This is a genomic window from Rhodococcus triatomae, assembly GCF_014217785.1.
In the GTDB taxonomy this organism is placed as follows: domain Bacteria; phylum Actinomycetota; class Actinomycetes; order Mycobacteriales; family Mycobacteriaceae; genus Rhodococcus_F; species Rhodococcus_F triatomae.
This window is the reverse complement of sequence record NZ_CP048814.1, coordinates 3557275-3577794: the sequence shown is the minus strand read 5'-3', so window position 1 is coordinate 3577794 and position 20520 is coordinate 3557275. Positions and strand designations below refer to the sequence as shown.

Here is a 20520-nt window from a genome sequence, read left to right as displayed (position 1 = left end):
AACGAACCCAAACCACCAGGCCACAGCTCCGCTACTCAACAACTACGGAGCCCTGCCGGCATCCCGGGGACGGGGATCTCCGGGAATACGGGGATCGCGGCGATTGCCGTTCGCGTAACCAGAAATTCACGATCGGTTTTCGAATCCGGAAGATGTGCAACTCTTGACGGGGATGTAGCCATCACGTTAATCGCATAGCGAGCGGCCTCCGCGGGGGTGACACCACCACCGAGTGCCTGTTGCATGCATTCGAGGCGTGCAACGTCCTCCGGGGAGTATCTGCGATGGCTTCCCTGCCGATGCGCCGTCGGCCCGATCCCGTATCGACGGTCCCAGGTCCGGAGGGTCGACGGCGCCACTCCCAGGCGTCTGGCCAGCGCAGACACCGACAGCGTGAGTTCGTCTCCGGGACGGGTCACACCGCCGTCACCGGTCGGTTCCGCAGCCTTCGGCACCCACCTATCGTCACCCGAGCAGGACCGGCTTTCAACACGAACGCGAATCACGGAACGTGCGGGAAGTAAATGATCTTCAGGTTAACTTTCCATTCTGGGGATATGGAAATCACCACTGTGAACAACTATTGACGCGTTTTCCGCGCAGACCATAGCGTGAGCGCCGTGAACGGTTCGGGGGCTCGAAGCGGATTCGAGTCCATGGTCTGATCGCCGCTCGCGGCGAGATCGCAGCTAAGGAGTCAACATGCCTGCACCGCAACACCTGCCCGGCCCGAACGCCGATATCTGGGATTGGCAGATGCACGGTCTGTGTCGCGGAGTGGACTCCTCGATGTTCTTCCATCCCGACGGGGAACGTGGCCGGGCCCGAGCCCAGCGCGAAACCCGGGCGAAGGAGATGTGCCGCAAGTGCCCGGTGCTGGCGCAGTGCCGGAACCACGCGCTGAGCGTGGCCGAGCCGTACGGCATCTGGGGCGGCATGTCCGAGACCGAACGTGAGTTGTACGCACGCCGGCGTCGCGGCCGCATCGCGGTCTGAGGGCACGGCAGGGCACATCGGACGGTTCACGGCACGATCACGACAGACACCGGGCCTCCCCCGCTGACACGACGCGGCCCCCGCACGAGAGTCTCGTGCGGGGGCCGCGTCGTCGAGCCCGGCAGTGCACCCGAGGGCGCCCTGCCGGGACGGAAACCTAGTGGCTGTGGCCGTGACCGGCCGCTTCCTCGTCGGCTTCCTCCGGCTTGTCCACGATCGCGCTCTCGGTGGTCAGGATCATCCGCGCCACGGACGCCGCATTCACCACGGCCGAGTGCGTCACCTTGACCGGGTCGACGACACCGTCGGCGAGCAGGTCACCGTACGTGAGGGTGGCAGCGTTGAACCCCTGGCCCTTCGGCAACTCGGCGACCTTGCCGGTCACCACGGCACCGTCGAGTCCGGCGTTGCTCGCGATCCAGAACAGCGGGGCCGAGAGAGCATCGCGCACGACTGCCACGCCGGTGGCCTCGTCGCCCGACAGTCCGAGATCTCCGTCGAGCGCCGCGGCGGCCTGGACCAGCGCCGAGCCACCGCCGGGAACGATCCCCTCGGCGACAGCGGCCTTGGCCGAGTTGACCGCATCCTCGACCCGGAACTTGCGCTCCTTGAGGTCGGTCTCGGTGGCCGCACCGACGCGGATCACCGCGACGCCACCGGCCAGCTTCGCGAGCCGCTCCTCGAGCTTCTCCCGGTCCCAGTCGGAGTCGGTGGCCTCGATCTCGCCACGCAACTGAGCGACACGGGCCTCGATCGCGTCCTCGGTGCCGGCACCGTCGACGATCGTGGTGTCGTCCTTGGTGACCACGACGCGACGAGCGCTACCGAGCAGATCGAGCCCGGCGTCCTTGAGCGTGAGGCCGATGTCGGCATTGATCACGGTGCCACCGGTGACGACGGCGAGGTCCTCGAGGAACGCCTTGCGACGGTCGCCGAAGAACGGGGCCTTCACCGCGACGGCCTTGAGCGTCTTGCGGATGGAGTTGACAACCAGGGTCGACAGCACCTCACCCTCGACGTCCTCGGCGATGATCAGCAGCGGCTTGCCCGCCTCGGCGACCTTCTCCAGCAGGGGAAGGAAGTCCGGGAGCGAGCTGATCTTCTCGCGGTAGAGCAGGACGAAGGCGTCCTCGTAGACGGCCTTCTGGCTGTCGATGTCGGTGACGAAGTAGGGCGAGAGGTAGCCCTTGTCGAACTGCACGCCCTCGGTGACCGCGAGCTCGGTCGCGAGCGTGGACGACTCCTCCACCGTGACGACGCCGTCGGCGCCGACGCGGCTGAGCGCCTCGGCGACCATCTCGCCGATCTCCGCGTCCCGCGAGGACACGGTGGCGACCTGGGCGATCGAGGTCTTGCCCTCGACCGGCGTCGCCGCGGACTGCAGCGACTCGACGACGGCCTCCGCGGCCTTCGCGATGCCGACGCCCAGTGCCATCGGGTTGGCTCCCGCTGCGATGTTGCGCAGGCCGCCCTTGACGAGGGCCTGCGCGAGCACGGTCGCGGTGGTGGTGCCGTCACCGGCGATGTCGTTGGTCTTGGTGGCCACGCTCTTGACGAGCTGGGCACCCAGGTTTTCGAACGGGTCCTCGAGGTCGATCTCGCGAGCGATGCTGACGCCGTCGTTGGTGACGGTGGGGCCGCCGAACGCCTTGGCCAGCACCACGTGGCGGCCACGCGGACCCAAGGTCACCTTGACGGCGTCCGCGAGCTGATCGACACCGCGTTCGAGGGCCCGACGGGCCTTCTCGTTGAATTCGATTTGCTTGGACATGTGTTTGTGTCTGCTCCTGGTTTATTGGCGCACACGGCTTGTCGGCGCACAGCCACCCAACGCATTCCGCCCCGGGATCCTCATCGGACACCGGGGCGGATCACGTGTGGCTACTTGCCGACGACTGCCAGGACGTCGCGAGCCGAGAGGATCAGGTATTCCTCGCCGGCGTACTTGATCTCGGTTCCGCCGTACTTGGAGTAGATGACCGTGTCACCCTCCTTGACGTCGAGGGGAATCCGCTTCTCGCCCTCGTCGTCCCACCGGCCGGGGCCTACTGCGACGACGGTGCCCTCCTGGGGCTTTTCCTTGGCCGTGTCGGGAATGACCAGGCCGGAGGCAGTCGTCGTCTCAGCCTCGTTGGCCTGGACGAGGATCTTGTCCTCGAGCGGCTTGATGTTGACGCTCGCCACGATGAGCCCTCCACTTTGGGGTATCCGGTTCGAGGATCGTTCCTCGAACAGCTGCTGGTGTTCCGTGTACGGCACCTCACACAGCCCCGTCGTCGCGGGTGCCGGAGCTCGATCAGCGCCACTTGGCACTCTATACGTGAGAGTGCCAACGCTCAACAACGAGTACACCGGAATCGAAGTCGTCACCTGCATTCCTGCGAATCTTCGCTACGAGCGATCACGACGACGACGCGCCAGCCCCACCGTCCTGGTGAGGACCCGGAGCCCCAACCCCAGGAGCAGCAGATTACCCGCGATCTGCACCGAGACGAGCGCACGCGCGCCGTCGGTGACCGCCGCGATGTCGCCGAACCCCACGGTCGCCAGGACCGTGAGGGAGAAGTAGAGCGCACCCATGCGAGTCAACGGTTCGGTGAAGGCTCCCGGCCAGCCGTCCGCCGCCAGGTAGTACGTGACCGCGAATCCCAGGACGTAGACCGGCACGACCACCGCGAGCGCCTCGACGGCGCGAAGCGCAGGAGACTGCGACCGGACGATCCGGCGCAGGTTCCATGCGGTCGCCACCGCGAGGAACAGGCCACCGCCCACGAGCGACATCGCCACCGAATCGCCACCGAGACGCGGCCAGGGCAGTAGGAAGTAGGCGAGCAGGCACACGAGCAGCGTTGCGGACGGGCGAATCACCGCCTGCACCACGAAAACGCGTCGCCCCCGGCCGGAAATCGCCGCGGATCCTGACGAATCTGCCATTCCGTTCCTTCCCGCAACGGCGCTGGTCGGTCGGCGTGTCGCCCGTTCATGCTCACCCGGGGGCAGAAAAAGGATGCGGCGCTTCCGCGGCAAATTCGGTAACGTTCGGGTAACAGTGCGCGATGAATGTCGCAGGAAGGGGAGATCGTCCGCCATCACCCCGAAACCAGTCGAAGGAGGTGCGGAGATGACGGCGTCACTGGGAATGTCCACCGGCTCGGCCGGAATCGGCTCCGCACTCGTCTCGACCGACGTGAGCGACCGGGCCCGGCCGAACATCGAGTACCGGTTCCTCTCCGCCGACCAGGTCAACACCGACCTGGGCGACCTCATGCGCTCGGCCATCACCCTGATGACCGAGCAGGTCCCCAGCACACCGACCACACCCGACGCATTCGCCGTCACCTACCGCACCCGCAGCCAGCTGCACGACGTGCGGCGGGCAGCGCGGCGTCAGCGCCACCGGATCCACCTCGTTCCCGAGATCGCCGCCGTCCTCGCCTACCTGCGGCACACCGGGACCGTGGCCCAGTACTCGACCATCGCCGTCGTCGACCTGGGATCCTCCGGGCTCCGGGTCTCGATCGTCGACCAGGTGGACGGAACCGCCCTGTACTCCGCGGGCACCGAAGCCACCAGTGGAAAGCACATCGATGCGGCGCTGGTCGATCACGTGCTCGCCGAACTCGACGTCCCCTACTCACGGCTGCAGCTGGACCACGAACTCCTGCTCGCCCGGTCCCGATCGGCGAAGGAACTGCTCTCGCAGCAGGAAACCGCCACGATCGAGGCCGACCTGCTGTCGTCCGCGCCGGTGTCGGTCGATCGCGAACTGCTCGCCGAGATCGCGGCCCCGTACGTCCGGCAGGCCACCGAGTTCCTCACGGAGTCCCTCGCCGCCTCCCGGTCGGCCGTCTCCGATCCGAACGACCCGAACCCGTCCCTCCCGGCGCGGGCACCCGAGGCCATCGCCCTCGTCGGCGGCGGCGCCAACCTGGCCGCCCTGCGCTCGGCGATCGCCGAGCAGTACCGGATCCCCCTGGTCGAGATCGCGGACCCGGACACCGCCGCCGCGAAGGGCGCGGCGTTGCTCGCCGCCACACCGGCCGTCGCTGCCTACCCGACATCCGGCGGCGATTCGGCCGGAACCCCGTCGTCCACGGCGAAGGTCTCGACCGCGCTGCTCGGCGCCCTCGTCGTCGGCGGGCTGGTTCTGGGATACGGCGCCCGCGAACTCACGCCCCCGCCGAACCCGAGTGTGTCACCGGCCGGCTCCGACATCGTGCAGACCACCCCGCCCGACACCGGAACCGAGGAGCCCGCGTCGACCCGGATCCCGACACAGGATCCGATCGCGACGTCCACCGACCGTCCGTGGTGGGAGTACGACCCCACGACGATCGACGAGGCTCCCCTGACCACGTCACCGAACGTGCCCAACCCGGCCGAGCCCCCCACGACGACCACGACACCGAGCACGCCGCCGCCCACCACGACACCGACCCGCCCCTCCTGGCCGAGTCACGGGCTTCCGCCCATCGAGTGGCCGGACATTCCCACCTTCTGGCCGTCGGTGCCACCGGGCCAGCTCGTACCACCCGGTCCCGACACGCCGCCGGATGTCCCCGGCGAGGGCGAAGCGAGCGACGGCGAGTCCGGCGCCTCGGAGCAGCCCGGCACCGGGGATCCGGGCGACGTCGATCCCGGAGGAACGGGCCCGGAGACCGCCCCGGGCTCGGGCACCGACACGCCGGCGACGACACCCGATCAGGGCGAACCGCCCACCACCACGCCCGCTCGCTAGCGCACCTGACTCGTGCCCACCGGCAGGCCCGGGTCGCCCGCCACCGTCAGCGGCGAGGGCTCGGCCCCTCCGGCGATCACGTGGGCGCCGAGCGCCGCGATCATCACCCCGTTGTCGGTACACAACCGCGGCGCAGGTACGCGCAACGTCAACCCCGCTGCGGCGCAGCGTTCCTCGGCCAGAGTGCGCAGCCGCGAGTTGGCCGTCGCGCCGCCGCCGAGGACCAGGGTGTCCACCCCGACGTCGGTGGCCGCGCGCACGGCCTTCATCGTCAGCACGTCCGCGACCGCCTCCTGGAAGCTCGCCGCGACGTCGGCAACCGAGTACGGCTCCCCCGCCCGGTCCTTCGCCTCGACGTAGCGGGCGACCGCGGTCTTCAGACCGGAGAAGGAGAAATCGTGCCGCGCATCGCGCGGACCGGTCATCCCGCGCGGAAACGGGATCGCCGTGCGATCGCCCGAGCGCGCGGCCGCGTCCAGTGCCGGACCACCGGGATAGCCCAGGCCCAGCAGGCGGGCGACCTTGTCGAAGGCCTCGCCTGCGGCATCGTCGACGGTGGTCCCCAGCTCCACGATCGGCTTCCCCAGATCCTCGACGTGCAGGAGATGGGTGTGTCCGCCGGACACCAGCAGTGCCACGCAGGGCGGCATCGGGCCGTGCTCGAGGGTGTCCACGGCGACGTGGCCGCCGAGATGGTTGACCGCGTAGAAGGGCACGTCCCAGGCCGCGGCGTACGCCTTCGCCGCGGCGATACCGACGAGCAGCGCCCCGGCCAGACCGGGACCGATCGTCACGGCCAGCGCGTCGGGCTTGTCCACACCGGCCGCAGCCAGCGCGCGTCGCATCGTCGGCACCACGGCCTCGAGGTGCGCCCGGGAGGCGATCTCCGGGACCACTCCCCCGAACCTGGCGTGTTGGTCCACGCTCGAGGCGACCTCGTCGGCGAGCAGCTCGCAGGTACCGTCCGGCCGCAGCCGGACGATGCCGACACCGGTCTCGTCACACGAGCTCTCGATACCCATGACGATCATCGGCCGACCACATCCTCTGCTGCGATCCGGGTGGGTCGGCGCATGGTGTAGGCGTCCGCCCCGCTCGGCTGGTAATAGTTCTTCCGCGTTCCGACGATCTCGAAACCCTCGCGCCGGTACAGGGCGATCGCCGCCTCGTTGTCGGTGCGGACCTCGAGGAACACCGGGCCGCCGTGCCGGTCCGCGAGCGCCAGCAACCGGCCGAGCAGCGCCCCTCCGATTCCACGACGCTGGTACCCGGGATCGGTACCGATGGTGTGGATCTCGGACTCCGTCGACGGGGATGCGCCGAGGAGCGCGATTCCCCCGTACCCGACGAGCAGGTCGCCGTCCCGGGCCACGACGTAGTGCACGTGCGGCGAAGCGAGTTCGGAGCGGAACGCCTGCGCCGACCACGGTCCGTCACCGGCGAACAGGGCCCGTTCGAGCTCCGCACACCGCTCGGCGTCGGCAGGCAGCATCGGTTCGATACCCACGGTCATCCCCGGCGGTCCGCCGTCTCCACCGCGTCGGGACGGCGCAGATACAACGGCACGAGCGGGGCCGGCTCCGCATGCGCCAGCAGTTGTTCGGCCGCCACGGAGACCAGCCCGGCCGGCGACGGTGCCTGCACGTCGCGTCGCGGCAGATCGAACAGTCCGGCATGCACTGCCGAACCCGCGACCACGGTCGACGGTGCAGCCGGGACGTCCGCCGGCTTCGACACCGCGGGGCCTTCCACCCGGGACCGTCCCCGATACCGCGCCCAGTACACCTCGCGGCGACGTGCGTCCGTGACCACCAGTAGCTCCTCGTCGGTCCCCACCTGACGGGCGATCGCGTCGAGACCGCACACGCCGTACACGGGAATCGAGAGCGCATCGGCGAACGCGGCAGCCGTGGCCATTCCCACCCGTAGCCCGGTGAACGGGCCCGGCCCCACGCCGACGACCACGGCGTCGAGGTCGGCTGTCGACTTCCCCGTCTCCGCGATCGCATCCAGGATCTGCGGGGTCAGTACCTCGGCGTGCGCGCGGGCGTCGACCGTGACCCGGGCGGCAAGAGTATGGACGGCAAGGGTGTGGGCGGCGTCTGCCGACGCAGTGGCAGTGGCGTCTGCCGACGCGGCGACGACCCCGGCGGTCACCGCCGGGGTCGAGGTATCGATCGCAAGGACGAGCACGATGCTTCAGCGTACCCGCTGCAGGTCAGGACACCCATTCCCACTCGGCGGTGCGCACGTCCGAATCGGGTTCCCTCCGCAGCCGCACCCGCAGATGAGTCTCGGTGAGCGTCTCGACGATGCCCTCCCCCCATTCGACGACCACGACCGCCGATTCCAGGTCGGTGTCCAGATCCAGCGCGTCGAGCTCGCCGAGCGTATCGGCGCCGGCACCGAGCCGATAGGCGTCGACGTGCACCATCCCCACTCCCGGTGCGCCGTCCGGCCGTACTCCTGCACGGTGTTCCCTGGCAATCACGAACGTCGGCGACGTGACCCTCCCGTGCGCCCCCAGACCGATCGCGATGCCCTTCGTCAGCGCCGTCTTGCCCGCTCCCAGCGGGCCGTCCAGAACCACGAGATCGCCCGCGACGAGCCCACCGCCCAACCGGCGACCGAAATCGGCCGTGTCCGCCGCGGTGTCCAGGACGATTCTTCCCCGATCCGGAAACCCCCGGCTCCGGTGATCGTCAGGCATTCCGGTCGACCCCGCCCGCAGAGTGCACACCCGCCGACCCGACGTACGTACGGACCGTGCGGCCCTTGACCCCGCACACGATCTCGTAGTGGATGGTGCCGAGTGTGTCCGCCCAGGCCTGCGCGCCCGGTTCGCCGTGGTCGCCGTTCCCGAAGAAGTACGCCACGTCTCCTTCCCGTACGCCGCCGCCGTCCGGGCCGAGGTCCACCACGACCTGATCCATGCACACCCGCCCCACCGCCGGCCGCCGGCGATCGCCGATCTGTACCTCGAAGCGTCCGCTCAGCGTCCTGGGCAGTCCGTCCGCGTACCCGACCGGCAGGAGCGCGACGACGGTGTCCCGGGGGGCGGTCCAGGTGTGTCCGTACGACACACCTTCGCCTGCCGGGACCTTCTTCACGAGCGCGACCCGCGAACGCATCGTCATGACCGGGCGCAGCCCGAAATCCCCGATCTCGGGTGCCGGTGAGAGACCGTAGAGCGCGATTCCGGGACGGACCATGTCGAAACGCAGGTCCGGTCTGGTCAGCGTGGCCGCAGAATTGGACAGGTGCACCACCTCGGGGCGTACGCCCTGACGTCGCAGATCGGCCACGGCGGAGTCGAGCCGGTCACGCTGGGCGTCGATCACCTCGTGATGCGGCTCGTCCGCGTGTGCCAGGTGGGAGAAGACACCGCGCAGTCGCACCGCGCCCTCCGCGAGCGACCGCACGAGCACGGGAACGAAGTCGTCCCACTCCGTGCGTGCCACGCCGTTGCGATTCAGACCGGTGTCCACCTTCACGGTCACGGTGGCGGTGCGGCCGGTCCGGCGGGCCGCAGCGACGACGGCCTCGAGATGACGTGGCGACGACACGCCCAGCTCGACATCGGCCTCGATCGCCGGGTCGTAGTGCGCATCGACGGTGTGCAGCCAGGACAGCACGGGCACGTCGATGCCCGCCGCGCGCAACTCCAGCGCCTCCGCCACCGTCGTCACACCGAGTTCGTCCGCACCGGCGGCGATCGCCGCCCTGGCGACGGGCACGGCGCCGTGGTTGTATCCGTCGGCCTTGACGACCGCCATCAACGCACTGCCGGCGGCGTGCTCACGCAGGATGCGCACGTTGTGGGCCACCGCATCGAGATCGATCACCGCCTCGATCTGCGGAGCGACGACACTCCCAGCCTCGTACTTCGGTTCGTCGGACGGATCCGCCTCGGTCAGCGTCATAGTCCTCGATACTGCCACCGGGTACGCCCGTGGCGGGCGCGCGGGGTCGCGGGGTGCACTCATCGTGTGGCACGCACCACGCGAACGGCCTCACGCAGGTGGGAGAGCAGATCTCCCGCCGAGATCGGGGCCCGGCCGGCTCCGTCCGTGACCCCGCTCATCCCGCCGTGTGCCGCCAGGTTCGCTGCGAGCGAATGTACCCGGGCGCCCATCGCCGCGGCCCTCGCCGGTGGGATACCGGCGGCCAGCAGGGCCCCGACGACGCCGGACAGGACGTCCCCTGCACCCGCCGTCGACGACCACGACCCACCGGCCTCGTTGACGAACGTCTGCCCGGCCGGGTCGGCGATGATCGTGGCCCGTCCCTTGAGCAACAGGGTGACGCCCCATTCCCGGGCCAGGGCGCGGACGGCCCCGACTCGATCGGGCCCGGGGGCGGTGCCCGTCAGGCGCTCGAACTCTCCGGCGTGCGGGGTGAGCACGGTCGGCGCCGCCCGGCCGGTGACCAGATCCGGCCGCCGTGCCACCACGGTGAGCCCGTCCGCATCCACCAGAACGGGGACTTCACTCGACAGCACCTCGGCCAGAACGTCCTCGGCCGCGTCGTCCGTGCCTGCCCCGGGGCCGACCACCCAGGCCTGAACCCGGCCCGCCGACGCCACCTCCGGGGTGGCGATCACCTCGGGCCAGCGCGCGAGCACCTCGGCCCGGGACGGTCCGGCGTAGCGGACCAGTCCGGACGTGGCGGTGACGGCGGCTCCGGTGCACAGCACGCCCGCGCCCGGGTAGCCGTCGCTCCCGGCCACGACCCCGACCACGCCCTGCGAATACTTGTCGTCTCCCGGGCCCGGCACCGGCCACCACTGTCCGACCTCGCTCGCATCGAGTGTCACCAGATCGGCCGGGCCCAGGGAAAGTCCCAGGGGGACCAGGTCTACGCGCCCGCACCGTGGGGCGGCGAGAACGTGGACCCGTTTGCGTGCACCGAACGTCACCGTCACCGCGGCCTGCACCGCCGGACCGTCCACCGCACCGGTGTCGGGATCGACACCGCTGGGCAGATCGACCGCGACGATCGGCACCGACAGTGCGGCAACCAGTTCGGCGGCGGCCGGACGCAACGGGCCCTGTCCGGAGATTCCGACGATGCCGTCCACGGCCAGGTCGGGACGGACCCGATCGAGCAGCGCGGCGTCCACCTCCGCGACGTCGACCGCCCGTCCGCCCGCGCGGCGCAGCGCGGCCGACCCCGCCGGGTGCGTGCGGTCCGGAGCCAGGAGGACGGCGGTCACCGCCACCCCGCGACGGCGCAGAAGCGCGCCCGCCCACAGCGCATCACCACCGTTGTCGCCGGAACCGACGAGAAGGAGCACCGATCGTGCGGCGACACCACCGGTGCGCTCGTGCAGTTCGGCAGCGATCACGCGAGCCAGGCCGTGCGCGGCGCGGCGCATCAACGCTCCGTCGGGAAGTGCCTCGAGGAGCGGGGCCTCGGCGTCCCGGACCTGCTCCGCGGTGTAGTACGGACGCACCGGCACTCCCTCCTGACGCCGCCTTCGCTGGACGACAGCGTACGCGGGAGGACGGCGTCTGCGGATACGCTCGATCGATATGAAGGGTTTTCGCAGCACCGTCGTCGCCGTCGCATCCGCCACCGCACTCGTCGCCTCGGCCTGCGGAGGTGACGCCGACGACGCACCCCCGCCTCCCTCCGGGCCGGTCGTCGAGATCACGGGAATGGCGTACTCGCCGAACGTCATCACCGTCGACGTGGGCGACACGGTCACCTGGAACTTCGACGACCGCGGCCGGGCACACGACGTCGTCGGGGTCGGCGGCGAGGCGGCGTTCCTGCGCAGCCCGCTGCAGGCGACCGGCACCTGGGCCCACACCTTCACCGAGCCCGGCACGTTCGAGTACACCTGCACGCCGCACCCCGACATGCGGGGAACGGTGATCGTGCGGTAGCGACCGGCCGTTCGCCTCTATTCGACCGTGACGGACTTCGCCAGATTGCGCGGCTTGTCGACGTCGTAGCCGCGTGCCTGGGCCACCTCGGCCGCGAACACCTGCAACGGCACCGTCGACAGCAGCGGCTGCAGCAGCGTCGGGGCGGCCGGGATCTCGATGAGGTGGTCGGCGAACGGCCGCACCGCGTCGTCGCCCTCCTCGGCGATGACCACGGTCCGCGCGCCGCGGGCCTGGATCTCCCGGATGTTGCTCAGGAGTTTCGAGTGCAGCACCGCGCGTCCCTTCGGGGACGGCATCACCACGATGACGGGCAGGCCGTCCTCGATCAGAGCGATGGGACCGTGCTTGAGTTCGCCGGCCGCGAATCCCTCGGCGTGCATGTAGGCGAGTTCCTTGAGCTTCAGCGCGCCCTCGAGCGCCACCGGATAGCCCACGTGCCGGCCGAGGAAGAGCACCGTCGGCGAATCCGCCAGCTCACGTGCCAGCGCGCGCACCGGCTCGACCGTCTCGAGCACCCGGCTCACCAGGTCGGGCATCGCCTCGAGATCGGCGTACTCGCGAGCGACCTCGTCCGGGTACTTCGTGCCCCTGGCCTGGGCGAGCGCCAGCCCGACCAGGTAGTTCGCCGTGATCTGCGCGAGGAACGCCTTGGTGGAGGCGACCCCGATCTCCGGACCGGCCCGGGTGTAGAGCACCGCGTCCGCCTCGCGGGGAATCTGGGCGCCGTTGGTGTTGCACACGGCGAGGACGCGCGCCTTCTGGTCCTTCGCGTGCCGCACGGCCTCGAGGGTGTCCGCGGTCTCCCCGGACTGCGAGATGGCGACGACCAGGGTCGAACGGTCGAGGACCGGGTCGCGGTATCGGAACTCGCTGGCGAGTTCCACCTCGACCGGGAGCCGGGTCCAGTGCTCGATGGCGTACTTGGCGAGCAACCCGGAGTGATAGGCGCTCCCGCACGCGACCACGAAGACCTTGTCCACGTCGCGAAGTTCCTGATCGGACAGGCGCTGCTCGTCGAGGACGATACGACCCGCGTCGAAATGCCCGAGGAGCGTGTCCGCGACGGCGCCCGGCTGCTCCTCGATCTCCTTGAGCATGAAGTAGTCGTGGCCGCCCTTCTCCGCGGCAGCGAGATCCCAGTCGATCCGGAACGGGCGCCCGGGCACCTCCACGCCGTCGAAGTCCATGATCGTGTACCCGGCGGAGGTGATCACGACCACCTGGTCCTGACCCAGCTCCACGGCGTCACGGGTGTGCTCGATGAAGGCCGCGACGTCCGAACCGACGAACGTCTCGCCCTCTCCCACGCCCACCACCAGCGGCGTCGACCGGCGAGCCGCGACGATCGTGTCGGGGTGATCGCCGTGCGTGAAGACCAGGGTGAACGCACCCTCCAGGCGGCGCAGCACCGACAGCGCGCTCTCGACGAAGTCGCCTGCCGTCTCGCCCGACTCGTACGCGTGCGAGACGAGGTGCACCGCGACCTCGGTGTCGGTGTCGCTCGCGAAGTCGATCCCGGCCTGTTCCAGCTCGGCCCGCAGCGGGGCGAAGTTCTCGATGATGCCGTTGTGCACCACGGCGACCTTGCCGGTCACGTCCCGGTGCGGATGGGCATTGCGATCGGTGGGACGGCCGTGGGTCGCCCAGCGGGTGTGCCCCATCCCGGTGGTGCCCGTGAACCCCTCGGTACCCAGCTCGTCGAGCTCGGCCTCGAGGTTGGACAGCCGACCGGCCTTCTTCTCGACCGCGGTTCCGCCCGACCCGTCGAGGATGGCTATCCCGGCCGAGTCGTATCCGCGGTACTCCATCCGCCGCAACGCCTCGACCACGACAGGTAGAGCCTCACGGTGGCCGACATATCCCACGATCCCGCACATGGTTCACCAGCGTACTGGGAAGCACAGGGTGCACCTACCCGGACGCGCGCCCGCCGGTGTCGGCGCATGTGGAGGTCGATCCGCTAACGTCTCCTTCCGTGGCGTCGAACACTGTGAAACTGGCTCGTCAGCTCTCCAAGCGGGGGCCGAACCGCGTGCTGCGGGGTGATCTCGCTCTCGCCGGCCAGCCCGGAGTGGTCTACACGCCCGAATCCGGATTCAACCTGCCCGCGGTGGCGTTCGCACACGGCTGGCTGACCGGGACCGGAAGCTACCGCAAGACCCTCGAACACCTCGCCTCCTGGGGCGTCGTCGTCGGAGCGCCCGAGAGCGAGCGCGGTCCGGTGCCCTCCCATCTGGGGCTCGCCACCGATCTGCGGACCACGCTCGACATCTGTGTCGGGGTGCGACTGGGCCCCGGACGCATCAGCGTCCAGCCGGACCGGGTCGCGTTCGCCGGGCACGGCATGGGCGCGGGTGCCGCCGTTCTCGCCGCCGCCGAGAAGGACGTGCGAGCCGTGGCCATGCTGTTTCCCTCTCCCACGGCCCCGAAGGCAGAGACGTACGCACCCCGGATCGAGGCCCCCGGGCTCGTCGTGGCAGCGCCGGGAGAACTTGCCTCGTTGAACGCCGATGCCGCGGCGATCACCCGGGCGTGGGGCGGCGAGTGCCTGCTGCGCACCGTCGACGGGTCGTCGGGATCCGGGTTCACGGAAGGACGCAGGCTGCTCGGGGCGGTCGGCGTCGGTGGCCCCGAACGCAAGACGCAGGCGACGACCCGCGCGCTGCTCACCGGCTTCCTCCTGTTCCACCTCACAGGGGACAAGACCTACAAGGACTTCGCCGACCCGGACACGGTCATTCCGCGCACCGCTCCGGTCGCCGACGAGGACCTCAGCGATCAGACCAGCCAGCTTCTGGGGTTGTAGTACTCCTCGTCGCCTCTCCCGTTCGCCGCGGTCTCCTCCCCGGCCGTGCCGCGGCGGTCCGTGCCGCCCGTGCCGGGGCCGGTGTTCTCCCCGTCCGGCAGCCACACCGGCGGATCGGATTCCGCGCGTTCGACCACCCGTGCCATCTCGGCCTCCAGACCTGCCCGAATCTCCCGGAGACGGTCGATCCCGGGCCCGCTCACAGGGGTCCTGCCTCCGCGAGTGCCGCCCCACTGCCGTCACCGGCACCGCCGTCGGAGGAGCCCTGCGGGTCACTGGTCGCGGCCGGCGCAGGCACCACCGGCGGCGAGCCGCCGGCCTGCGCACCGGGGGCAGGAACGGCACCGGGCACAGTGTCACCGGAGACCGGGACATCAGGGGTAACGGCCGCCGGAGGTCCGTCCTCGGCCCCTGGCTCGGCTGCGGCGGGTGCCGGATCGGGCTGCGGCACAGACGTGTCCGCGGGGACGATCTGCGGCTGACCGTCGGGGCCGAGACCGACTCCGAATCGGGTGACCTCGCCGTTCTCCGACGTCATGGTGAGGACCGATCCGTCGGCATCCGTCGCCAACGTCCACTTCTGCCCGTCGAGTTCGACCACCAGCTCGGGCCCACTCGGCGCCGCATCCTCACCGGAATCCGAGTCCCGAGGACCGGCTTCGTTGTCCCCGCCGTCCGTGTCCCCGCCGTCCGTGTCCCTGTCCTCCGGGTCCCTGTCCTCCGGGTCCCTGTCCTCCGGGTCCCCATCTTCCGTGTCACTGCCGCGTTCCTCCGGGTCGACAGCGACCACGTCCTCGATCGCGGACCGCACGCCCTCGATCAGTGGTTCGACGACCGACCCGATCTGCCCCAGCACACTGCCCAGCCCGGGCCTACCCGCCGAGTCCATCGGCGCGCCCAATCCGGACAGGCTTCCGAAACCGGGGTGTGACCCGGGTGCAGGGGCGGTCCCGTGCTCGATCGGAGCGAGGAACGGGGTAGTCCCTCCCGGTGGAGACGGAGTGGGCGACTGAGAGGACGGGGGCGACTGAGAGGGTGCGGGCGACGACGGCGCTGCCGGGGCGGATACTCCACCCGACGAGCCCGCACCACCCGAAGCTCCCGCGCCTGCCGCGGACAGAGCGGCGGCGCTCGGCACCTCCGCCGGAGCCGACGGCGCCCCGGGGGCGGGCACAGGTGCGGCGAAGGCCGGGGCAGTGACCGGAGTACTCGCCGGAACCAGCGGAGGCGGATCGCCCGCGGACGGGACGACACCGCGGGCCACCTCCGCGCCGATCCGATAGGCCTCCTCGACGGCCTCACGGCACGACGCACACGCGGCGTCGAACTCTTCCCGGCGGCGCTCGTACTCCGGACGGAAATTCACTGCGAGCCACAACTGCACCCGGCCCACTGCCTCCTCGGCCGGAACGGAGGAGGCCCCTGCCAGCATCGGAAACCACGTCGAGGCCGCGTCGATCGCGCCGCCGAGCAGTCCGACCGCACCTGTCGACGCGAGCTGCACGATACGGGCCAGCTGGCCGATCCGCTCGGGCGTGTAACCCTGGACCGTCGGTGCGTACAGCGCCGCCACCGCGAGCGCCTTCGCGTTGACAGCGGTACTCAGCGTGCGAACCACCTCGGCCAGCGCCTCGGCCAGGTGGTCGAGCTGCTCGAGATTCGAGTCCTGGACCCCGAGTTGCGCGCCGACACGCTCCGCGGCCGTCGCCCCGACGTCGTCGGTCCATGCCGACCGCACCGTGTTGGCGGCCCGGCGCTGGCCCTCGAACTCCGCGGTCGCCGCCCGCATCGCTCGCTCCAGCCGGTCGACGTCGCCGGACAACGCCCGCAGGTCCATCCCGCGTTCCCAGTCGTAACGCCGGTGGTACCAACTCGACAGGTCCTCGTCCGGCCGGGTGTACCCGAGCGTGCGCGCGATCGGCAGGAACTTCTCGAAGAACTCCAGACCACACGCGCCGAGGTCGAGGATCTCGTCCACGGCCGCGTCGAACCGTCCGGCGGAATCGGCGAGAGCCTTCCGGTCGTCGAGTGCGGATTTCCACGAATTACCGACCGCGACGAGATCGGCGAGCCCCTCGGGCGAACCCGGCCGGGTCACGCCCCACTCGTCGAGACGGGGGCGCCAGACCTCCTCGGGTACGTCCGTCGAAGCGGACCAGGTGGCGGCCAGCTCGCGTCGGAATCCTGCATCCAGTCGGGTGTCGTCGAGCAACTGCTCCGCGGTGAACGTCACGACCGGACACCGCCCAGAGCCGCGGCGGTCCCGTCGTCGGTCGTGCGGTAGTCCCCCGCGGTGTTCACGAGTTGCGTACCGAGCGCGTCCATGTGCTCGGTCCACTGCCGGAACACCGACTCGACGACGGTCAGTGCCGACGCGAGATCGCCGCCCGGCCCGGCGTACTCCCGGCCCGCCGCGGCAGAGGTGAACTCGAATCCCCCCACCAACGGAATCTGGTCCGCCACGGCGGCGGCCCGTTCCACCAGGTCGCGACCGGCAGCCGCGACCGCCTCGCTGTCCATGACCACCTGATTGCTCATGTGTCCCCCCACTCTCGACCGAATCGTGTGCCGCGACGTCCTATCCCGTTGGACGCGCCGGCTCGGTCAATGGTTCCACCCGTCGCGCGGGAAGCCAACCGGTCAGACGGCGGCCACGATCGCCGCGAGTTCGTCCGCCGTCGTCTGTGCGGTCTCGGTGTCCGGCGCCTCGACCATGACCCGGACGAGCTGCTCCGTCCCGGACGGACGGAGCAGCACTCGGCCGTGGTCGCCGAGTCGACGTTCGACCGCCTCGACGGCATCGAGAACCAGGGAAGAGGCAGCCACCGCGGCCTTGTCGTCCACCCGGACGTTGACGAGAACCTGGGGAAGCGCCGTCATGACGGAGGCCAGTTCGGCAAGTGGGCGCCTGGTCTGCGCCACTCGCGCCATGAGCGCCAGCCCGGTGTGAATACCGTCGCCGGTGGTGCCGAATGCGGGAAAGACGATGTGGCCGGACTGTTCGCCGCCCAGCGAGTATCCGCCGGCGCGGAGCCCCTCGAGAACGTAGCGGTCACCGACCGCTGTCGTGACGACGGCAATCCCCGCGTCCTTCATCGCCAGGTGCAGACCCAGATTGCTCATGACCGTCGTGACCAGGGTGTCGCCCGCGAGGTCCCCGGAGTCGCGCATGGCCAGGGCGAGGATCGCCATGATCGAGTCGCCGTCGATCACCGACCCACTCGCATCGACAGCCAGGCAGCGGTCGGCGTCGCCGTCGTGCGCGAGACCGAGGTCCGCACCGTTCGAGACGACCGCTTTCTGCAGCCCTTCGAGGTGAGTGGAACCGCACCCGTCGTTGATGTCGATGCCGTCGGGCCGGTCGTTGATCGCGATCACGGTCGCGCCCGCGGCTCGGTAGGCGGCGGGGCCCGTTCCCGAGGCCGCGCCGTTCGCGCAGTCCACCACCACGGTGAGTCCGTCCAGGCGCACCGAGGATGCGGACGCCAGGTGGAGAAGGTAGCGGTTCTCGGCGTCCGGGACGGTGCGTACCCGGCCGATTCCGGCCCCGGTCGGCCCGCGGCCCGTGTCGGCGGTGGCGAGGAGATCCTCGATCCGGTCCTCGGCGTCGTCGTCGAGTTTGCGGCCGCCGGCCGCGAAGATCTTGATGCCGTTGTCCGGCATCGGATTGTGCGAGGCCGAGATCATTACACCCAGGTCGGCGCCCAGGTCGCCGGTGAGAAAGGCCACGGCGGGCGTCGGGAGCACACCCACGAGGAGCACGTCGACACCGGCCGACGCGAGACCGGCCACGACGGCGGCCTCGATCATCTCGCTGCTCGCACGCGGGTCACGCCCGACGACGGCCTTCGGACGCGACAGGTTCCCGGTGCCCGGCCCCGTTCCGGCGCTGCTCGAAGGCCCGGTGGCGAGGACCGCAGCCGACGCGCGCGCGACGCGCAACGCCAACTCGGCCGTCAACTCCACGTTGGCCAACCCACGCACGCCGTCCGTACCGAACAACCGACCCATCCGAACACTCTCCCATCACCGTCGTGACTTCTTCTCGATGTCGTGACTCTTCTCGATAACGACCGAGAGCAGGCGTCCGATGACCATGGACGCCTGCTCTCGGGAAGAACAGGTTGCCGGAACCGGTTGCCCGGTTCCGGCGACACATCAGCGCTTGGAGTACTGAGATGCCTTGCGGGCCTTCTTCAGGCCGTACTTCTTGCGCTCGACGGCGCGGGCGTCACGCGTGAGGAAGCCGGCCCGCTTGAGAGCGGGGCGATCCTCGGGGGTGACCTCGATCAACGCACGGGCGATGGCGAGGCGCAGCGCGCCGGCCTGCCCGGACGGGCCGCCTCCGTGCAGGAGGGCAGCGATGTCGAACGAGTTCTCGCGCTCGACGGTGACCAGCGGAGCCTTGATCAGCTGCTGGTGGACCTTGTTCGGGAAGTAGTCCTCGAGGGTCCGGCCGTTGAGGGTGAATCCACCGCTGCCCGGCGTCAGACGCACGCGCACGACGGCCTCCTTGCGGCGTCCGACGGTCTGGACCGGACGGTCCAGGACGACGGGGGCCTGCGGCGCGACGTCGGCGACGACCTCGTCGCCCACGTACTCCTCGACAGCGACCTCGACGGTCTCGTTGATCTCTTCGGGGTTGGACACGTTCTGCTCCTCCGGCGCCGTCACTGGGCCACCTGCTTGATCTCGAACGGCACCGGCTGCTGCGCGGCGTGGGGATGGTTCGGGCCCGCGTAGACCTTCAGCTTGCCGCTGATCGCTCGACCCAGCTTGTTCTTGGGGAGCATGCCGACGACGGCCTTCTCGACCAGACGATCGGGGTTCTTCTCGAGAACCTCACCGACCGAACGCGACTTGAGGCCGCCCGGGTGGCCGGAGTGGTGGTAGAGGAACTTGTCCTCACGCTTGTTGCCGCTGATGGCAACCTTCTCGGCGTTGATGATGACGACGAAGTCGCCGCCGTCGATGTGGGGGGCATAGGTGGGCTTGTGCTTGCCGCGGAGCAGGTTGGCCGCCTGAACGGCCAGGCGTCCGAGCACCACGTCGGTGGCGTCGATGACGTGCCACGTGCGGGTCACGTCCCCTGCCTTCGGGGTGTACGTAGACACAGAACTTCCTCGTCTTGTTCATTCGCTGCTGGCCACACGTGTCGTGATGATCCCGGCGGCCAGTTGAGACCCGGGAACCAGTGTCGGCGCACGAAGGCACCGACGCTCGACACGCCAAAGAGGAACGATACCGGCACCGGTGGCGCCGGTCAAAATCACGGCGTGGCCGACGCGCGCTCACGTACGAGCTGCGCCGGCCACGCCGGGTTGTCACGGAGCAGTGACGGACGTCACCCGCCGAACGTGCTGGCGGCGCGGGCGTCGGTGGCAGCCATGTCCTGGGCCCCCTGCTCGACAGCCTTGGCAATCTGGGCCAGGGTCTCGAGCAGCTCGGTGTTGGCGGCATCCCACTGTGCCTGGGTGGCCCGGTACGCCTCCTGGGCGTTACCGTCCCACTCGGCGACGAGGCCGTTCACGTAGCCGGTCAGCTCGCTGTGGGTCTCGGTCAGGGCCGCAGCATCCGAACGCACCTCGTCGGCGAGCTGCTGCATTGCACCGAAGTCATACTTCATGCTCATGGGATTCCTCCTGGATCTGGGATGTAGCTGGCGATGGACGGATCAGAGACCGGCGAGCGAACCGGACGCACCAGCCTGGTGAATCTGCGCCTGGTTGGCCTGCTCGGCCTCGTCGTAGCCCTTGCCGCTCTGGCGGATCTTGTCCGCGATGTCGGTGAGCGCCGCCTGGTGCTTCGCCGAAGCAGCCGAGAATCGCTCCATCAGGTCCTGGAAAGCCTTGGACGAACCGCCCTGCCAGAACGCGGTAGCGCTCTCGACACGACCCCTGAGCGAGTTCATGCGGCCCTGGATCTGGTCATTGATCTGATCGACGTGGCCCGCCGAGGCCTCCATCGCTGCAACGTCGGTCCTCACACTGGACATACCAACCCCTCCTTTGTCAGTTCAGGTGCGGCGGCCCCCGTTGGACGACGCCTGTTCACCCCTTCAGATGATTGGACGCGCGCGGCGCCCA

At 69.8% G+C, this 20520-nt stretch carries 23 protein-coding genes; 4 read left to right on the top strand and 19 right to left on the bottom strand.

From position 1 onward, the window contains the following. Nucleotides 1-35: 35 nt before the first annotated feature. The gene (locus G4H71_RS22685) at nucleotides 36-386 is read right to left on the bottom strand and encodes a MerR family transcriptional regulator (protein ID WP_260440809.1); all 351 of its coding nucleotides are present in this window, start codon (nucleotides 384-386) and stop codon (nucleotides 36-38) included. Nucleotides 387-702: 316 nt separating this feature from the next. Between G4H71_RS22685 and G4H71_RS17030 the strand changes: the two genes are divergently transcribed. Next, nucleotides 703-996 (top strand): WhiB family transcriptional regulator, encoded by a 294-nt coding sequence (locus tag G4H71_RS17030; RefSeq protein WP_072739836.1) that lies wholly within the window; start codon nucleotides 703-705, stop codon nucleotides 994-996. Between the two features lie 157 nt (nucleotides 997-1153). On the opposite strand, the gene groL is transcribed toward G4H71_RS17030, so the two are convergent. The 3 genes from groL to G4H71_RS17015 all read right to left on the bottom strand — a co-directional run bounded on the left by groL (nucleotide 1154) and on the right by G4H71_RS17015 (nucleotide 3930). Beyond that, nucleotides 1154-2767, bottom strand: coding sequence for a chaperonin GroEL (gene groL / locus G4H71_RS17025; protein WP_072739835.1), 1614 nt, complete (start codon nucleotides 2765-2767; stop codon nucleotides 1154-1156). Nucleotides 2768-2877: 110 nt separating this feature from the next. Further along, the gene (gene groES, locus G4H71_RS17020; RefSeq protein WP_072739846.1) at nucleotides 2878-3180 is read right to left on the bottom strand and encodes a co-chaperone GroES; all 303 of its coding nucleotides are present in this window, start codon (nucleotides 3178-3180) and stop codon (nucleotides 2878-2880) included. A gap of 207 nt (nucleotides 3181-3387) precedes the next feature. Continuing rightward, nucleotides 3388-3930, bottom strand: a complete 543-nt coding sequence (locus tag G4H71_RS17015; protein WP_072739834.1) for a potassium channel family protein — start codon at nucleotides 3928-3930, stop codon at nucleotides 3388-3390. 187 nt (nucleotides 3931-4117) lie between these two features. Here G4H71_RS17015 and G4H71_RS17010 point away from each other — a divergent pair, with 187 nt between their 5' ends. Next, nucleotides 4118-5734, top strand: coding sequence for an Hsp70 family protein (locus G4H71_RS17010; protein ID WP_072739833.1), 1617 nt, complete (start codon nucleotides 4118-4120; stop codon nucleotides 5732-5734). On the opposite strand, the gene tsaD is transcribed toward G4H71_RS17010, so the two are convergent. Genes tsaD through G4H71_RS16980 form a run of 6 tightly spaced genes read right to left on the bottom strand, consistent with a single transcriptional unit; the run spans nucleotide 5731 to nucleotide 11189 of the window. Continuing rightward, the gene (gene tsaD, locus G4H71_RS17005; protein WP_072739832.1) at nucleotides 5731-6765 is read right to left on the bottom strand and encodes a tRNA (adenosine(37)-N6)-threonylcarbamoyltransferase complex transferase subunit TsaD; all 1035 of its coding nucleotides are present in this window, start codon (nucleotides 6763-6765) and stop codon (nucleotides 5731-5733) included. The genes G4H71_RS17010 and tsaD overlap by 4 nt on opposite strands. Continuing rightward, the gene (gene rimI, locus G4H71_RS17000) at nucleotides 6762-7247 is read right to left on the bottom strand and encodes a ribosomal protein S18-alanine N-acetyltransferase (protein WP_072739831.1); all 486 of its coding nucleotides are present in this window, start codon (nucleotides 7245-7247) and stop codon (nucleotides 6762-6764) included. The genes tsaD and rimI overlap by 4 nt, the downstream gene beginning before the upstream one ends. Next, nucleotides 7244-7927, bottom strand: coding sequence for a tRNA (adenosine(37)-N6)-threonylcarbamoyltransferase complex dimerization subunit type 1 TsaB (tsaB, locus tag G4H71_RS16995; protein ID WP_072739830.1), 684 nt, complete (start codon nucleotides 7925-7927; stop codon nucleotides 7244-7246). The genes rimI and tsaB overlap by 4 nt, the downstream gene beginning before the upstream one ends. Nucleotides 7928-7952: 25 nt before the next feature. Then, nucleotides 7953-8444: a tRNA (adenosine(37)-N6)-threonylcarbamoyltransferase complex ATPase subunit type 1 TsaE gene (tsaE, locus tag G4H71_RS16990; protein ID WP_072739829.1), complete on the bottom strand. Its 492-nt coding sequence runs from the start codon at nucleotides 8442-8444 to the stop codon at nucleotides 7953-7955. Continuing rightward, nucleotides 8437-9657: an alanine racemase gene (gene alr / locus G4H71_RS16985; RefSeq protein WP_072739828.1), complete on the bottom strand. Its 1221-nt coding sequence runs from the start codon at nucleotides 9655-9657 to the stop codon at nucleotides 8437-8439. Before alr ends, tsaE begins: the two co-directional genes overlap by 8 nt. Before the next feature lie 59 nt (nucleotides 9658-9716). Then, complete coding sequence (locus tag G4H71_RS16980; protein WP_072739845.1) at nucleotides 9717-11189, bottom strand: bifunctional ADP-dependent NAD(P)H-hydrate dehydratase/NAD(P)H-hydrate epimerase; 1473 nt, start codon at nucleotides 11187-11189, stop codon at nucleotides 9717-9719. Between the two features lie 79 nt (nucleotides 11190-11268). Between G4H71_RS16980 and G4H71_RS16975 the strand changes: the two genes are divergently transcribed. Beyond that, complete coding sequence (locus G4H71_RS16975) at nucleotides 11269-11625, top strand: cupredoxin domain-containing protein (protein ID WP_072739827.1); 357 nt, start codon at nucleotides 11269-11271, stop codon at nucleotides 11623-11625. A 17-nt stretch (nucleotides 11626-11642) separates the two neighbouring features. On the opposite strand, the gene glmS is transcribed toward G4H71_RS16975, so the two are convergent. Continuing rightward, nucleotides 11643-13505 carry a glutamine--fructose-6-phosphate transaminase (isomerizing) gene (gene glmS / locus G4H71_RS16970; RefSeq protein ID WP_072739826.1) on the bottom strand — a complete coding sequence of 621 codons (1863 nt, stop codon included), beginning with the start codon at nucleotides 13503-13505 and terminating at the stop codon, nucleotides 11643-11645. 98 nt (nucleotides 13506-13603) lie between these two features. Here glmS and G4H71_RS16965 point away from each other — a divergent pair, with 98 nt between their 5' ends. Beyond that, the gene (locus tag G4H71_RS16965; protein WP_072739825.1) at nucleotides 13604-14434 is read left to right on the top strand and encodes a dienelactone hydrolase family protein; all 831 of its coding nucleotides are present in this window, start codon (nucleotides 13604-13606) and stop codon (nucleotides 14432-14434) included. On the opposite strand, the gene G4H71_RS16960 is transcribed toward G4H71_RS16965, so the two are convergent. The 8 genes from G4H71_RS16960 to G4H71_RS16925 all read right to left on the bottom strand — a co-directional run bounded on the left by G4H71_RS16960 (nucleotide 14407) and on the right by G4H71_RS16925 (nucleotide 20429). Then, a complete protein-coding gene (locus tag G4H71_RS16960; protein ID WP_169847188.1) occupies nucleotides 14407-14580 on the bottom strand; it encodes a hypothetical protein in 174 nt (57 codons plus the stop codon). The genes G4H71_RS16965 and G4H71_RS16960 overlap by 28 nt on opposite strands. 53 nt (nucleotides 14581-14633) lie before the next feature. Further along, on the bottom strand, nucleotides 14634-16667 hold the full coding sequence (locus G4H71_RS16955) for a hypothetical protein (RefSeq protein WP_072739823.1): 2034 nt from the start codon (nucleotides 16665-16667) through the stop codon (nucleotides 14634-14636). After that, nucleotides 16664-16972 (bottom strand): hypothetical protein, encoded by a 309-nt coding sequence (locus tag G4H71_RS16950; protein ID WP_072739822.1) that lies wholly within the window; start codon nucleotides 16970-16972, stop codon nucleotides 16664-16666. Before G4H71_RS16950 ends, G4H71_RS16955 begins: the two co-directional genes overlap by 4 nt. A 102-nt stretch (nucleotides 16973-17074) precedes the next feature. Then, a complete protein-coding gene (gene glmM / locus G4H71_RS16945; RefSeq protein WP_072739821.1) occupies nucleotides 17075-18445 on the bottom strand; it encodes a phosphoglucosamine mutase in 1371 nt (456 codons plus the stop codon). 147 nt (nucleotides 18446-18592) lie between these two features. Next, nucleotides 18593-19108, bottom strand: a complete 516-nt coding sequence (gene rpsI / locus G4H71_RS16940) for a 30S ribosomal protein S9 (RefSeq protein ID WP_072739820.1) — start codon at nucleotides 19106-19108, stop codon at nucleotides 18593-18595. Then, entirely contained in the window at nucleotides 19105-19548 is a 444-nt protein-coding gene (rplM, locus tag G4H71_RS16935; RefSeq protein ID WP_072739819.1) for a 50S ribosomal protein L13, read from the bottom strand. Before rplM ends, rpsI begins: the two co-directional genes overlap by 4 nt. 230 nt (nucleotides 19549-19778) lie before the next feature. Next, nucleotides 19779-20066 carry a WXG100 family type VII secretion target gene (locus G4H71_RS16930; protein ID WP_083343298.1) on the bottom strand — a complete coding sequence of 96 codons (288 nt, stop codon included), beginning with the start codon at nucleotides 20064-20066 and terminating at the stop codon, nucleotides 19779-19781. A gap of 42 nt (nucleotides 20067-20108) precedes the next feature. Further along, nucleotides 20109-20429 (bottom strand): WXG100 family type VII secretion target, encoded by a 321-nt coding sequence (locus G4H71_RS16925; protein ID WP_072739818.1) that lies wholly within the window; start codon nucleotides 20427-20429, stop codon nucleotides 20109-20111. Between the last annotated feature and the right edge of the window lie 91 nt (nucleotides 20430-20520).